A 13,174-nucleotide genomic window follows, 5' to 3' on the forward strand; every position below is an offset into this window, starting at 1 on the left:
ACGGCAAAACGCCGCCCTCGGCCGGGTGGCCGGGACGGCGTTCGCGCGACAGGCCGAGCGGACGTGCTCAGCCGGTGAACTCAGCGGTCGGTGGAGTGGTCCTCGGCGTAGGCGGCACCGCCGTCGACCGCGTGGCTGAGCGGTTTGGCGCCGCCCTCCGGCGGGCCCTCCAGGGACTGGCCGCCGGCCGCCAGGTGCGGGAACTTGAGGTCGAACGCGGGGCGCTCGGAGCGGATGCGGGGCATCCGGTCGAAGTTGCGCAGCGGGGGCGGGCAGGAGGTGGCCCATTCCAGCGAGTTGCCGTGGCCCCACGGGTCGTCCACGGTCACGATCGGTCCGGCCTTGTAGGACTTCCACACGTTGTACAGGAACGGCAGGGTCGAGGCGCCGAGCACGAACGCGCCGATGGTCGAGATCGTGTTCAGCGCGGTGAAGCCGTCGATGTCCTGGTAGTCGTAGTACCGGCGGGGCATGCCCTCGGTGCCGAGCCAGTGCTGGACCAGGAAGGTGGCGTGGAAGCCCACGAAGGTGAGCCAGAAGTGCACCTTGCCGAGACGCTCGTCGAGCATCCGGCCGGTCATCTTCGGGAACCAGAAGTAGATGCCGGAGTAGACGGCGAACACGATGGTCCCGAACAGCACGTAGTGGAAGTGCGCGACCACGAAGTACGTGTCGGAGACGTGGAAGTCGATCGGCGGGCTGGCCAGCAGCACGCCGGAGAGGCCACCGAACAGGAACGTGGTGAGGAAGCCGATGGCGAACAGCATCGGCGACTCGAACGTGATCTGCCCGCGCCACATGGTGCCGATCCAGTTGAAGAACTTCATACCGGTCGGCACGGCGATGAGGAACGACAGGAACGAGAAGAACGGCAGCAGCACCTGGCCGGTGGCGAACATGTGGTGCGCCCACACGCTCATCGACAGCGCGGCGATCATCAGGGTCGCGGCGACCAGGCCCTTGTACCCGAAGACGGGCTTGCGGCTGAAGACCGGGATGACCTCGGAGATGATGCCGAAGAACGGCAGGGCGACGACGTAGACCTCGGGGTGGCCGAAGAACCAGAACAGGTGCTGCCAGAGCATCGGGCCGTTGGTCGCCGGGTCGTACACATGGGAGCCGAGGCGCCGGTCGGCGAGCAGGGCCAGCAGGGCGGCGGTGAGGATCGGGAAGATCAGCAGCACGAGCAGGCTGGTGACCAGGATGTTCCACGTGAAGACGGACATCCGGAACATCGTCAGGGCGGGGGCGCGCAGCGTCAGGATCGTCGTGATCATGTTGACGGCGCCCAGGATGGTGCCGAGACCGGACAGGGCCAGGCCGATGATCCACAGGTCGGCGCCGATGCCGGGCGAGTGGACAGCGTCGTTCAGCGGGGCGTAGGCGAACCAGCCGAAGTCGGCGGCGCCGTTCGGGGTGAAGAAGCCACCCATGGCCACCGAGCCGCCCAGCACGTACAGCCAGTACGCGAAGGCGTTCAGTCGCGGGAACGACACGTCCGGGGCGCCGATCTGGATCGGCACGATGTAGTTGGCGAAGGCGAACACGATCGGCGTCGCGAAGAACAGCAGCATGACCGTGCCGTGCATGGTGAACAGCTGGTTGTACTGCTCCGGCGAGAGGAACTGCCCGCCCGGCTGCGCCAGCTCCGCCCGCATCAGCAGCGCCATCAGGCCGCCGAGGAGGAAGAACACGAAGGCCGTGGCCATGTACATGATGCCGATTTGCTTCGCGTCCGTGGTGCGCAGCAGTCGCGCGAACGCCGACCCACGGATGGGCCGGCGTACCGGGTGCGCCCGGGTCGCGATCGGCTTCGGTGCGACGGTGGTCACGTGCCCTCCGAATGCTGGTCCTGGGCGCGGCGATGGGACCGGCGAGCCGCACCTACGACGCAGGATAGTCCTCGGGTCGCGAGGGGCTGGCGAGGGGGCGGAACTGAGGCTCAGCGCGGCGGCAGCAGGCGCCGGTAGTGCCCGGCGAAGATCTGGTCGCCCAGCCGGCGGATCATCGGGTCGCGCAGCGCCGGCGTGAGGTCGCGGGTCCGGTCGCGGCGCCGGGTCTGCGCCAGCAGCCACTTGGTGCGCGGGCGGCGGCGCGCCTCGTAGACGGCCAGCGCGGCGGGGACGGCACCGGTGGTGACCAGCGCGTCCGCGAGGACCAACGCGTCCTCCAGCGCCATCGCGGCGCCCTGCGCCAGGTTGGGCGAGGTGGCGTGCGCCGCGTCCCCGATCAGCACCACGCGCCCGTGGTACCAGCGGTCGATATCGACCTCCTCGATGACCGCGACGGCCACCTTCTCCGCGGCCTCCAGCAGCCCGGGTACCGGGTCGCCGTAGCCGCCGAACAGCTCCCGGAAGCGGCACAGCGGCTCCTGCGGCGCGGGGGCGCCCGGGGGCACGGCCTCCTCGGCGTAGCAGTAGACCTGCCCGGCTCCCATCGGCATGGCCACGAAACCGGCGCGCTCGCCGAACAGGGCGGTCCAGTGCTTGGGGCCGGGCGCACCGGAGATGACGGACCGGTAGGCGAACTGGCCGACGGGCTTGGCCGGGCCGCCGAGGCGGGCCAGGTCGCGGACCGTGGAGCGCCGCCCGTCGGCGCCGATGACCAGGTCGTACACGCCGGCGGAGCCGTCCGAGAAGGAGACGTCGACGGCCTCGCCGGCCGGGACGAGGCCGGTCACCCCGATGCCGAACCGGACCGCGCCGCCGGCCCCGGTGAGCATGACCCGGTGCAGGTCGGCGCGGGACAGCGCCCGGCACTCCCCGACCCCGGACCACAGCTCGGCCACGTCCAGTTCGCACAGCGGCTCGCCGGCGGCGGTACGGAACACCTGCCGGTCGATGGTGGCGCCGAACGGGCGCAGCGGCTCGGCGAGGCCCAACTCGCGCAGCGCGCGCAGGGCGTTGCCGGGTAGGTAGATGCCGGCACCGGCGACCGGGCCGGCGGGGTGCCGCTCCACCACGTCCGGCCGGTAGCCGGCGACCCGCAGGGACCGGGCCACGGCGAGGCCGGCGATGCCGGCGCCGACGATGAGCACGCGCAGTCCGGTATCGACCATGGTGGGCGATGCCTCCGAGGGATGGACACGCTTTGGAGCCATGAGGCTACTCGTCGCGACGCCCACGGGACAGTGCCGCGCGCAATTTTCCGGCACTGTGGACGTCAGACCTTATTGCGCCCGCCGGTGTGCGCCGGCCCCTCACCGGGCCCTCGCACTCACTGGGTCCCGGCGTTCGCCCCCAGGTTGAAGGAGATCGCGCCGGCCGCGACCGCGCCGAGGACCAGCAGCAGGATGCCCCACGCGATGAGCCGGTCGGCCTCGGGCATCCGGCGGACGGCGGCCAGCAACCGGGACCCGACGGAGGTGCGCGCCGCGGCCGTGGTGCCGGCCCCGGTGTGGAGCACCGTGGTGCGCTCCCCCTCGCCCGCGCCGGCCTGGAGCACCGTGGTGCGGTCCGGGTCGCCGCCGATGCCCACACCGGCCAGGCCGGCATCGCCCTCGCCGGGCGCCGCGACCCGGCCCGCCTCCATCGCCCGAAGAATGATCACCGTGAAGCCGCCGAGCACCAGCACGGTGCCGAGCACCGCCATCGCGCCCGCGATCCAGTCCTGCATCGCCGTCTCCTCCCCTGTCGCTCGGCGCCCGGTTTGCCGGCGCCCGAGGCCGACCCGACCGGCGGCCGTCAATCCGAAGTCGATCGAGGGTAACGCGCGGGCGGGCTCAGGTGCGATCGAAGGTCACCACCGCGGAGAGGTCCCGGTCGGCCAGCCCGGCCCGCGTCGCCTCGGCCAGGCGGCGCGCGGCGAGCGCCACCAGGCCGTCCGCGCCGGCCGCCTCGGCGAGCGCGAGGTCCTTCGCGGCCAGCCCCAAGCGGAAGTGGACCGGGGCGTCCGGATCGTCCAGCTTCGGGCGGACCCGCGCGACCAGCGCGCCGGCCGGGGTGCCGGCCAGCGCGTCCAACGCCGCCTCCCGGGCCACGCCCAACCGGCCGGCCAGCGCGAGAACGTCGCCCAGCATCGCGTACGAGGTGATGGTGGCCGCGTTCACGACGAGCTTGAGGGCGGCGCCCGCACCGAGCGGTCCGGCGTGGACAACGGTGCCGAGCACGGACAGCGGACCGTCGACGGCGGCCACGTCGGCCGGTGCGCCGCCCGCGACGATGGTGAGGGTGCCGCCCGCCGCCGCGGGGACGCTGCCCAGGACGGGCGCGTCGACCAGGGCCACGCCGCCGGGGAGCAGCGACCGCAGCGAGGTGACCGCGTCGGGTCCGATGGTGGACATCTCGACCACGACAGCGCCCGGCTTGAGCGCGCCGGCGGCCTCGCCGAGCACGCGGAGCACGGCGGGCGGGTCCGCGAGCATGGTGATGACCACGTCGCGGCCGGCGACCGCCTCGGCGGGCGTGGCCGCCGCCCGCCCCGCGCGGGGGCGGGCGGTGCGGTTCCACACGGTCAGGTCGTACCCGGCGTCGGCCAGGCGGGCAGCCATCGGCACGCCCATGCGCCCGAGGCCGAGAAGCGCGATACTCGTCACGGCAGCGACGCTAGGGCGGCCCGACCCGTCCCACCAACGAAGATCAGGCAGGCCGGCCATGCCGGTACCGCATGGGTCAGCGCCGCACCCGGGCGCTGCCGCCGGCCATCAGCGCCTCGACCTCCGTGCGGGAGGCCATCGATGTGTCGCCCGGCGTGGTCATCGCCAGCGCCCCGTGTGCCGCGCCGTACTCGACCGCCGTGGTCAGGTCGGCGCCGGTGAGCAGGCCGTAGATCAGCCCGGAGGCGAAGCTGTCGCCGCCGCCCACCCGGTCCAGGATCTCCAGACCGGGCCGGTGGGTCGCCTCGGCGAACTCCCCGTTCGCCCAGGCGATCGCGCCCCAGTCGTTCACCGTGGCGCTGCGCACCGTGCGCATGGTGGTCGCGACCACGGCGAAGTTCGGGTACGCCCTGGTGACCTCCTCGATCATCCGCTGGAAGTTGGCGACCTCCAACGAGGCGAGGTTCTCATCCACCCCCGCCACCTCGAAGCCGAGGCTGGCGGTGAAGTCCTCCTCGTTGCCGATCATCACGTCCACGTACCGGGCGAGCCGGCGGTTGACCTCCTGCGCCCGCTCCTTGCCGCCGACCGCCTTCCACAGGCTGGGCCGGTAGTTCAGGTCGTACGAGACGATCGCGCCGTGCCGGTGCGCGGCGGCCATGGCGGCCTCGATGACGTCCGGGGTGGTCGCGGAGAGCGCGGCGTAGATGCCGCCGGTGTGCAGCCAGCGGGCGCCGAGCGTGCCGAACAGGTGGTCCCAGTCGACGTCCTCCGGGCGCAGGTGGCTGGCGGCGGTGTTGCCCCGGTCGGAGACGCCGACCGCACCGCGTGCGCCGAAGCCGCGCTCGGTGAAGTTCAGCCCGTTGCGGACCGTCCGGCCGATGCCGTCGAACGGCATCCACGTGACGAACGAGGTGTCCACCCCGCCGGTGAGCACCAGATCCTCCAGCAGGCGCCCGACCTCGTTGTCGACGAACGCGGTGACCACGGCGGAGCGCATGCCGAAGCAGCGGCGCAGGCCCCGGGCCACGTTGTACTCGCCGCCGCCCTCCCAGGCGCGGAACGAGCGGGCGGTGCGGATCCGGCCCTCGCCCGGGTCCAGGCGCAGCATGATCTCGCCGAGCGAGACCAGGTCGTACCGGCAGTCCTCGGCCGGACGGACGGTGAGCGGGCTCATGCCGCACCTCCCGCGGCGGCCACGGCGGCGGCGGTGCGCCGGGTGACCTCGTCCCAGCGGCCCTCGGCCAGCAGGTCCGGGGCGACCATCCAGGTGCCGCCGACCGCGAGGACGGACGGCAGGGCCAGGTAGTCGGCGAGGTTGCCGGTATTCACCCCGCCGGTCGGGATGAACCGGACGGCCCTGAACGGCGCGGCGAGGGCCTTGATCATCCGGACTCCGCCCAGGTCCTCGGCGGGGAAGAACTTCACCGTGTCGAGCCCCTCGTCCAGGGCCATCTGCACCTCCGTGGCGGTGGCGGCGCCGGGGAACACCGGCAGGCCGAGCCCGACGCAGTGCCGGACGACCCGCGGCGAGAAGCCCGGGCTGACCACGAACCGGGCGCCGGCCTCGGCGGCCCGGTCCACCTGCTCGACGCTCAGCACGGTGCCGGCGCCGACGAGCAGGTCCGCGCGGGCGGACATCGCCTTGATCGCGGCGGCGGCGGCGGCGGTGCGGAAGGTCACCTCGACGCTACGCAGCCCACCCTCGGCGAGCGCGGCGGCGAGCGGTTCGGCGCCGGCCGCCTCCTGGAGCACGACGACCGGCAGGAGCCGGGTGCGCCCGATCGCGGCGGCGATGGTCTGTTGTTCAGAATGGTGAACGGCGGTCACATGTGTGACCATAGCCGCGTGGTGGACCTGCATCAACAGAGGGGGGCTCCCGATCGCCGCACGGGCGAACCGGCGCCTCCGGTGAAGTCGGCGGACCGGGCCCTGGAAGTGCTGGAGCTGCTCGCCGAATCGCGGCAGCGGCACGGCCTGGGCGACCTGGCCCGCGCCCTGGGCATTCCCAAGAGCAGCCTGCACGGGCTGCTGCGCACCATGGCGGCGCGCGGCTGGGTGGAGACCGACCCGACCGGCACCCGCTTCGGCCTCGGCGTCCGCGCGCTCCAGGTCGGCGCCGCCTACCTGGACGGTGACGACGTGGTCGGCCTGATCGGCGGGGTCCTGGACCGGCTGGCCGGCGAGTTCGGCGAGACCGTCCACCTCGGGCGGCTGGCCGGCGCGAGCGTGGTGTACCTGGCGAAGCGGGAGTCCGTGCACCGGCTGCGGCTCTACAGCGCCATCGGGCGGCAGCTACCCGCGCATGCGACGGCGCTGGGCAAGGCGCTGCTGGCCGAGCACGACGCGGCCACCGTGGACGCCATGCTCACCTGGCCGCTGCCGGCGCTGACCGCCAACACCATCACCGACCGGGACCGCCTGCACGCGGAACTGGCCGAGGTGCGCCGCCGGGGCTACGCCGTGGACCGCGAGGAGAACACCGACGGCATCGTCTGCGTCGCCCGCGCCGTGCCGACGCAGTCCCCCGCCGCGGACGCGATCAGCCTTTCCGTGCCCGTGTCGCGGCTGGCGCCGGACGGCGCCGAGCGCATCGCGGAGGCGCTCGAACGGATGACCGCCCCGCTCCGATCGGCCACCCCGCTGCTCGCCACCCGTGCTACCGTGCCCGGATGATCGAGCGGCTGGCGGTACGCGGGATCAGCAAGCGGTACGGGCGCCGGCAGGTCCTGCGGGGCGTCGACCTGAGCGTCCACGCGGGGCAGGTGGCCGCGGTCGTCGGTGAGAACGGCGCGGGCAAGAGCACGTTCCTGCGCATCTGCGCCGGCCTGCAGAAGCCGGATTCGGGCGAGGTCATCGTGCGCGGCCGGCTCGGGTACTGCCCGCAGGACGCCGGCACGTACGACTTCCTCACCGCGGACGAGCACTTCATGCTGGTCGGCGCGGGGCGGGAGATGAGCCGGCGGGGCGCCCGCCGGGCGGGCCGGTTCGCCGCGCGGGAACTGCGCTGGACCGCGCCGGAGCGGGCGCAGACCCGGCACCTGTCCGGCGGCACCCGGCAGAAGCTGAACCTGGTCCTGGCCGGCCTCGGCCAGCCCGAGGTGCTGCTGCTGGACGAGCCGTACACCGGTTTCGACCAGGGCGCGTACCACGACTTCTGGCGGCAGGTCTGGCGCTGGCGGGACGCGGGCTGCGCCATCGTGGTGGTCACCCACCTGCTCACCCACCTCAACGCCGTCGACACCGTCCTGGACCTCACCGGCCAGCGGGTGATGCCGGGAGCCGCCGCGTGATGCGCCGCATCGGTACCGTCGCCGACCTGGCGATCCGGGAGAACCTGCGCCGCCGCGGTGTGCTGCTCCTGCTGCTGGCCCTGCCGCTGGCGTCCTACCTGGTGCGCCGGGACGCCCACCCGGGCCAGTCGATCCGCCTGCTGTTCCTCGGCCTGGCCTGGGCGGTGAGCACCGCGGCCCTGTTCGCCACCGGCAGCAGCCGCCCGGTCGAGCCGCGCCTGCTGGTCTCCGGCTTCCGCGGCTACCACCTGTACCTGGGCCGGCTGCTCGCGATGTGGGGGCTGGGCGTGGCGATCGCCGGGCCGTTCTTCGCCCTGGTCGCCGTCGACCACGGCGACGTCGTCCGGCTGGGGCCGATCGCGGCGGCGATGCTGCTCGTGGTCGCCGTCGCCGCGCCCCTGGGCCTGCTCATCGGCGTACTGGTCCCGCGGGACCTGGAGGGCACGCTGTTGCTGCTGATCCTGGTCGCCGTGCAGATGATGGCGGACCCGGCCGGCTCGCTGGCGAAGGTACTGCCGCTCTGGTCCAGCCGGGAGATCGCCACCTACGCCGTCGACCACGTCGACGGCGGGTACCTGACCCGCGGCGTGGTCCACGGCGTGGTGACGACGGTCGCGCTGACCGCGCTGGTGCTGTGCGTGGCGGCGGTGCGCCTACGCCGCCGCCCACATCTGCGCTTCGTCTGAGCGCACGGCCGCGCCTAGGCGGCCTGGCGGGTCACGTCACGGGTCGGCCGGGAACTGGTCAGGCCGGATCCGATCATGCCGACCGCGAGGGCGAAGTGCAGCCAGTTGTCGGCCGTGTTGACCGGGATGACATTGGCGCTGCTGGCCTGGTTCACCGCGATCCCGTAGATCCACAGGGCCGCGTAGAAGATGCCGACGCCGATCAGGAACGTCCGCGCGCTGGCCGCCGTGCGGAACATCGCCAGGCCGATCAGGCCGGACAGCAGGTGGATCGCGTTGAGCAGGATGGACACCTGGAACAGGCCGAAGAGTTTGGCCGTGGAGGTGTGCCCGGCGAAGTACAGGTCCCCGTAGTTGTGGGTGATGCCGGGGATGAAGCCGAGGATCCCGAACAGCAGCAAGATCGACGATGCCGCGAGCGCGAGGGTGGACACGAGGGGGCGGTGCTCAGCGCGGGAGGTCATCGCCGCGGGGGCTCTGGTGCTCACCATGATTAGCTCCTCCTCCTTCGGTGGCTGTCGGTGGCAACCTGCCCCCGCCGCTTCACCAGAAACCGGGATTAATCGGCTGCACCGCGGAGGGCCTCGGCGGCCTTCTCGTCCCGCCCCAGCACGACCAGGGCCGCCGCGAATCTCGGCAGGTCAGGCGCGGAGACGAGGCGGGCCAGGGCGGCCGGCTCGGGCGGCAGCCCGAGCCGGCGCGCGCCCGCCGCGACCCGCTCGTCCGCGTACGGGGCGATGTCCGGCCACACCCCCTGCACCTCGCGCAGGAAGATCGCCGCACCGGTCGGGCCGATCCCCTTGAACTCCCGCACCAGGCGGCTCAGGACGCGCGCGTCGCCCGGGGCCTCGGCGTGCAGGCGGCGCAGGTCGCCACGCCACCGCTGCACGCAGTGGACGGCGGCGTCGCCGAGCATGGTGGCGGTGCGCTCGTCGTACCGGCGGTAGTGGCCCCGGCCGAGCGCGTCCACCCGCCGCTGCCAGGTGGCATCGCGCATGGCCTCCGGCGTGGTGTACCCGGCCGCGCTCAACTCGCGCGCGGCGGCGACCGCGATCTCCGCGGTGATCCGCGCGCTGAGCAGGGTGGCCAGGACGAGCAGCCGGTACAGCGGGGAGGGCTTGTCGGCCAGCCGGATGCCGGCCCGCTCGGCGAACGTCTCGCCGTGCCGGCGCAGCACCTCGGCGACGATCCGGTCCTGGGTCATACCCCCGTCAGTACCAGACGGTGACCCTGCGCGCCGGGCCGTCCACCCGGATCCGGCCGCCATACGGGATGACCAGTTGCGGGTCCGTGTGCCCGAGGTCGATGTCGAACACCACGGTCGCCCCCGGGTTGTACTCGTCCACCGCGCGCGACACCGCCACCCGCTGCACCTCGACGTACTTGATTGTCGCCGCCGGCGGGTTGGGGCGCTCGAACGACGACGCCTTCGCCCGGCCCAGCAGGCCCCGCTCGCCCATGTTGCGCAGCGTCCGGTACACCTCCAGCGACGAGGGCAGCTCCTCGCTCGTCTCGATCACCAGCACGGCGCCCTCGTACGCGGCGGGTTCGGCGACGGCCCGGTCCGCCATCAGCAGCCAGCCGAGGATCTCCAGGTTGCCGCCCCAGGTCACGCCCTCGATCACCCGGTCCGGGCGGTGCCAGATCCACTCCCCGGCGGGCCGCATCGGCGGCTCGGCCTCGAACGTCACCGGATCGACCCAGTCCCGCGACTCGTCCCGGTACTCGTCGCTGGCCCGCAGCTCGTACGGGCCGCTGGTGAACAGCGCCGCCCGCAGCGACTCCGCGGTGAGCGGGTGCATCGCCCCCGGCCGGCCCAGTTCCACCATCACCGACCCGCCGTGGAAGCCCACGACGCCGAGGCTCCACAGGTACGCGAGGAGGTTGGTGTTGTCGCTGTACCCGAAGAACGGCTTGGGGTTGGCCCAGAGACGATGGCGACGCGGTCGCCGGGGCGGGGCTTGGGCGGGTATCTCAACTCGGGCACGAGGGCAGCGTCCCCGGACCCGGCGGACCCGCTCAACTCATTTCGCCGCGTCCTCGTACCGCTGGCGCAGCCGCTTCACCAGGGACCCGTCCCCGAAGTCGATCAGCGCGCGGGCCTGGTACTCCGCCGGGATCATCTGCTTGACCCGTTCGTCGTACCCGCGCCCCGACTCGACCACCTTGATGTCCATCGGGTTGGTGTTGTGCGCGACCAGCGGCCCCGCCATCTTCACCGCGAAGTCCCAGGGCCGGCCCTTCTCCACCACCGCGCACAGGTGGTGCGCGTAGACGGTGGTGACCGCCCCCGGCATGGTCGCCCCGGCCGGTTCGATGCCGAACGGCTCGGCGGTGCACAGCACCACCGGCTTCGCGCCGGGCGACGCCTCCGCCCCGGCGATGTCGTGCCCGTGGTGCGCGTGGTCGGCCGGGGTGGCGCTTTCCAGCGTGGCGACCAGCCGCTCGGTGAGCCAGGCGTAGACATTGGGCGCGATGCCGTACATGTCGCCGGGGCTCCCGCTGGCGGCGGCCGCGCCGGCCGCGGCCGGCGCCTCGCGCCCGCCGACCAGTCGCCAACCCACCGCCAGGACCAGCGCCGCCAGGGCGACGGAGATCGCCAGCCAGAGTCGGAGCCGGCTCTGGGAGCGCTCCCGAGTATCGATAGCCGTTGACACGATTGCCATCGTCGCACGCCACCTCGGTACACGGCCAGAGCCCATTCCCGGACAATGTTGATCGCGCCCGAGCGGCTGGACGAATACATGACCCTCGAACGGTGAGCCGATGTCCGCCCCTCGACGGAACGCCCCCGGGGCTGCCGGCACCTGAGCGTCCTCAGCCTCCGGGGGCCGGCAGCAGCCCGGGCGGGTACTCCATGCCGGCGACCGTGCACGACGCCACGGCGACCCGGGCCGCGTACCCGGCGGCACGGTCGACGCGCTCGCCACGCAGGCGGGCGGCGATGAAGCCGGCGGCGAACGCGTCGCCGGCGCCGTTGGAATCCACGATCGCGGCCGGTGGGGCGGCGGCCGGCACGTCGAACGGCACGGCGTCACCGGGCATGACCCGGGCGCCACGCTCGCCGAGCGTCCCCACCGCCAGCGGCAACCGCCCATCCTCGAACGCCGGGCCGCCACGCCGCCGGCCGACCCCGGAAAACGCCGGACCACCGCGCTGCGGCTCGACGTCAGCCGGCGAAGGGCCACCCGCGGGCGAGGTTGCCGAGCCACCGTCGGCGGTGGGCGGGTACGCGCCGGGGAGCGCCGAGGTCACCTCGGAGACCGCGGGTCGGGCGGGTGGCGCCGCCTGCCGGGCACCGTCCAGGACGGCCCGCAGGGTCGCGTCCAGCCGGTCGCCGAGTTCGGTGCCGCTGACGAACACGATGTCGGCGGCGGGCAGGAACGCCCGGTGGTACGGGTTCTCACCGTCCCAGTCGTGCAGGTCGGTCGAGGACGAACGGGCCGAGCCGGCGAGGTCGGGGACGAGCGGCGCCACCCAGTCCATGATGGACACGTGGACGTGGCGGGCGGCGGCGGCCAGCTGGGCGAGCTCCCAGCCGGCGAACGGGGGCGGCCCCGCCCAGCCGCCGCGCGGGTCGTAGAGGGAGGAGCGCCGGCCGGCCGGGTCGATGAGGCTGACCGAGCGGCGGGTGCCGCGCGGGTCGTCGACGAGGCGGTGCGCCACGCCGGCCCGGTGCAGCGCCGCGCGGACGATCTCACCGGCCGGGTCGGCGCCCAGCGTGTCCACGACCAGCACCCGCAGGCCCAGCGCCGCGGCGGCCAGCGCCACACCGGCCCCCGTGTTGCCGACCCGCAGGTCGATCGGCGGGACGGTGGTCGAATCGGCGTCCGGCGGCGGCACCGACGGCACCGCCACCGCGATGTCCAGCCCGAGACCGCCGACCACCAGCAGGTCGACCTCGCGCACCGCCGACGCGCCGCCCCCGCTCACCGTGCTCATATCGCCAGCGCGAGGCGGCCGATGGGTTCGAGCAGCTCGGCTTCCTCGTACGCCAGGTGGGACAGCAGCGCGTCGGTGAGCACGTCGACCTCGCGGCGCACCTCGTCCAGCCGGTCCGGGGAGTCGACCATGGCGACCAGGGCCGCGTCCAGCCGGCTGAGCACGGCCGCGATGACCTCGTGCTCCTCGCCCAGCCGGTCCAGCACCGGGCCGAGCCGCGGGTCGGCGCGGCGCAGGTCCACGAACATGTGCTCGTCCTCGATGGTGTGGTGGATGCTGACCACCCGGCAGTACGCGGCGCAGAACGCCCCCAGCGACCAGTAGTTCTGCCGCATGGTGAGCTGGTTGATCAGCGACCGGGCGGCGGCGGCGCCCAGGCGGCCCGCGGCGACCTGGCGGACCGCGTCCCGGATCTGGGCCAGTTCCTGCCGCAGGTGATCGTGGATCGCCACCAGGGTCCGCTGGCCGACCTGCCCCTGCGCCGTGACGACCAGGTCGGGATCGCGGGGTGCGGTCGGGCGGCCCTCCTCACCCAGGGGGTCGGTGCCGCTGACCCGCTCGCTCGGCGGCGGTGTGGGAGCCACCCCGGCGACACCGCCCCGGTTCGCCGCACCGGCTGCCCCGGGTTCGGCGCCGCCGGGAACCGCCGAGACCCCGGCACCGGGCGAGCCCGGGCGGGCGGCCACGGCACCGGCCGCCGTGGCGGTGGCCGCCCCCCC

15 protein-coding genes are annotated in these 13,174 nt (G+C 73.7%); 3 read left to right on the forward strand and 12 right to left on the reverse strand.

Features of this window, described 5'->3' with window-relative positions:
- Window positions 1-80: 80 nt before the first annotated feature.
- The 6 genes from ctaD to eda all read right to left on the reverse strand — a co-directional run bounded on the left by ctaD (window position 81) and on the right by eda (window position 6,364).
- On the reverse strand, window positions 81-1,832 hold the full coding sequence (ctaD, locus tag KJS59_RS20045) for an aa3-type cytochrome oxidase subunit I (protein WP_213454475.1): 1,752 nt from the start codon (window positions 1,830-1,832) through the stop codon (window positions 81-83).
- Between the two features lie 110 nt (window positions 1,833-1,942).
- Entirely contained in the window at window positions 1,943-3,058 is a 1,116-nt protein-coding gene (locus KJS59_RS20050; protein ID WP_213454476.1) for an FAD-dependent monooxygenase, read from the reverse strand.
- Window positions 3,059-3,216: 158 nt separating this feature from the next.
- Complete coding sequence (locus KJS59_RS20055) at window positions 3,217-3,615, reverse strand: hypothetical protein (RefSeq protein ID WP_213454477.1); 399 nt, start codon at window positions 3,613-3,615, stop codon at window positions 3,217-3,219.
- A gap of 106 nt (window positions 3,616-3,721) precedes the next feature.
- On the reverse strand, window positions 3,722-4,534 hold the full coding sequence (locus KJS59_RS20060) for an NAD(P)-dependent oxidoreductase (protein WP_213454478.1): 813 nt from the start codon (window positions 4,532-4,534) through the stop codon (window positions 3,722-3,724).
- Window positions 4,535-4,610: 76 nt separating this feature from the next.
- A complete protein-coding gene (locus tag KJS59_RS20065; RefSeq protein ID WP_213454479.1) occupies window positions 4,611-5,711 on the reverse strand; it encodes a sugar kinase in 1,101 nt (366 codons plus the stop codon).
- Window positions 5,708-6,364 (reverse strand): bifunctional 4-hydroxy-2-oxoglutarate aldolase/2-dehydro-3-deoxy-phosphogluconate aldolase, encoded by a 657-nt coding sequence (gene eda / locus KJS59_RS20070; RefSeq protein WP_213454480.1) that lies wholly within the window; start codon window positions 6,362-6,364, stop codon window positions 5,708-5,710. Before eda ends, KJS59_RS20065 begins: the two co-directional genes overlap by 4 nt.
- 81 nt (window positions 6,365-6,445) lie before the next feature.
- On the opposite strand from eda, the gene KJS59_RS20075 reads away from it, so the two are divergent.
- The 3 genes from KJS59_RS20075 to KJS59_RS20085 are packed head-to-tail and all read left to right on the forward strand — an operon-like array spanning window position 6,446 to window position 8,513.
- A complete protein-coding gene (locus tag KJS59_RS20075) occupies window positions 6,446-7,210 on the forward strand; it encodes an IclR family transcriptional regulator (protein ID WP_249714510.1) in 765 nt (254 codons plus the stop codon).
- Window positions 7,207-7,827 carry an ATP-binding cassette domain-containing protein gene (locus KJS59_RS20080; RefSeq protein WP_213454482.1) on the forward strand — a complete coding sequence of 207 codons (621 nt, stop codon included), beginning with the start codon at window positions 7,207-7,209 and terminating at the stop codon, window positions 7,825-7,827. The genes KJS59_RS20075 and KJS59_RS20080 overlap by 4 nt, the downstream gene beginning before the upstream one ends.
- Window positions 7,827-8,513 carry a hypothetical protein gene (locus tag KJS59_RS20085; RefSeq protein WP_213454510.1) on the forward strand — a complete coding sequence of 229 codons (687 nt, stop codon included), beginning with the start codon at window positions 7,827-7,829 and terminating at the stop codon, window positions 8,511-8,513. Before KJS59_RS20080 ends, KJS59_RS20085 begins: the two co-directional genes overlap by 1 nt.
- 14 nt (window positions 8,514-8,527) lie before the next feature.
- Here the strand turns inward: KJS59_RS20085 and KJS59_RS20090 are convergent, their stop codons facing one another.
- The 6 genes from KJS59_RS20090 to KJS59_RS20115 form a co-directional block, all read right to left on the reverse strand.
- The gene (locus KJS59_RS20090; protein WP_249714529.1) at window positions 8,528-8,977 is read right to left on the reverse strand and encodes a DUF4383 domain-containing protein; all 450 of its coding nucleotides are present in this window, start codon (window positions 8,975-8,977) and stop codon (window positions 8,528-8,530) included.
- Window positions 8,978-9,072: 95 nt separating this feature from the next.
- Window positions 9,073-9,717, reverse strand: a complete 645-nt coding sequence (locus KJS59_RS20095; RefSeq protein ID WP_213454484.1) for an HhH-GDP family DNA glycosylase — start codon at window positions 9,715-9,717, stop codon at window positions 9,073-9,075.
- Between the two features lie 7 nt (window positions 9,718-9,724).
- Complete coding sequence (locus KJS59_RS20100; RefSeq protein ID WP_213454511.1) at window positions 9,725-10,486, reverse strand: LD-carboxypeptidase; 762 nt, start codon at window positions 10,484-10,486, stop codon at window positions 9,725-9,727.
- 51 nt (window positions 10,487-10,537) lie between these two features.
- Entirely contained in the window at window positions 10,538-11,170 is a 633-nt protein-coding gene (locus KJS59_RS20105; RefSeq protein WP_213454485.1) for a hypothetical protein, read from the reverse strand.
- Window positions 11,171-11,330: 160 nt separating this feature from the next.
- Window positions 11,331-12,455: a PfkB family carbohydrate kinase gene (locus KJS59_RS20110; protein WP_213454486.1), complete on the reverse strand. Its 1,125-nt coding sequence runs from the start codon at window positions 12,453-12,455 to the stop codon at window positions 11,331-11,333.
- On the reverse strand, window positions 12,452-13,174 hold a 723-nt coding region (locus KJS59_RS20115; protein WP_249714514.1), incomplete at its 5' end, for a hemerythrin domain-containing protein. The genes KJS59_RS20115 and KJS59_RS20110, both read right to left, overlap by 4 nt.

The sequence above is a fragment of the Rhizomonospora bruguierae genome (assembly GCF_018397995.1).
Taxonomy (GTDB): Bacteria; Actinomycetota; Actinomycetes; order Mycobacteriales; family Micromonosporaceae; genus Rhizomonospora; species Rhizomonospora bruguierae.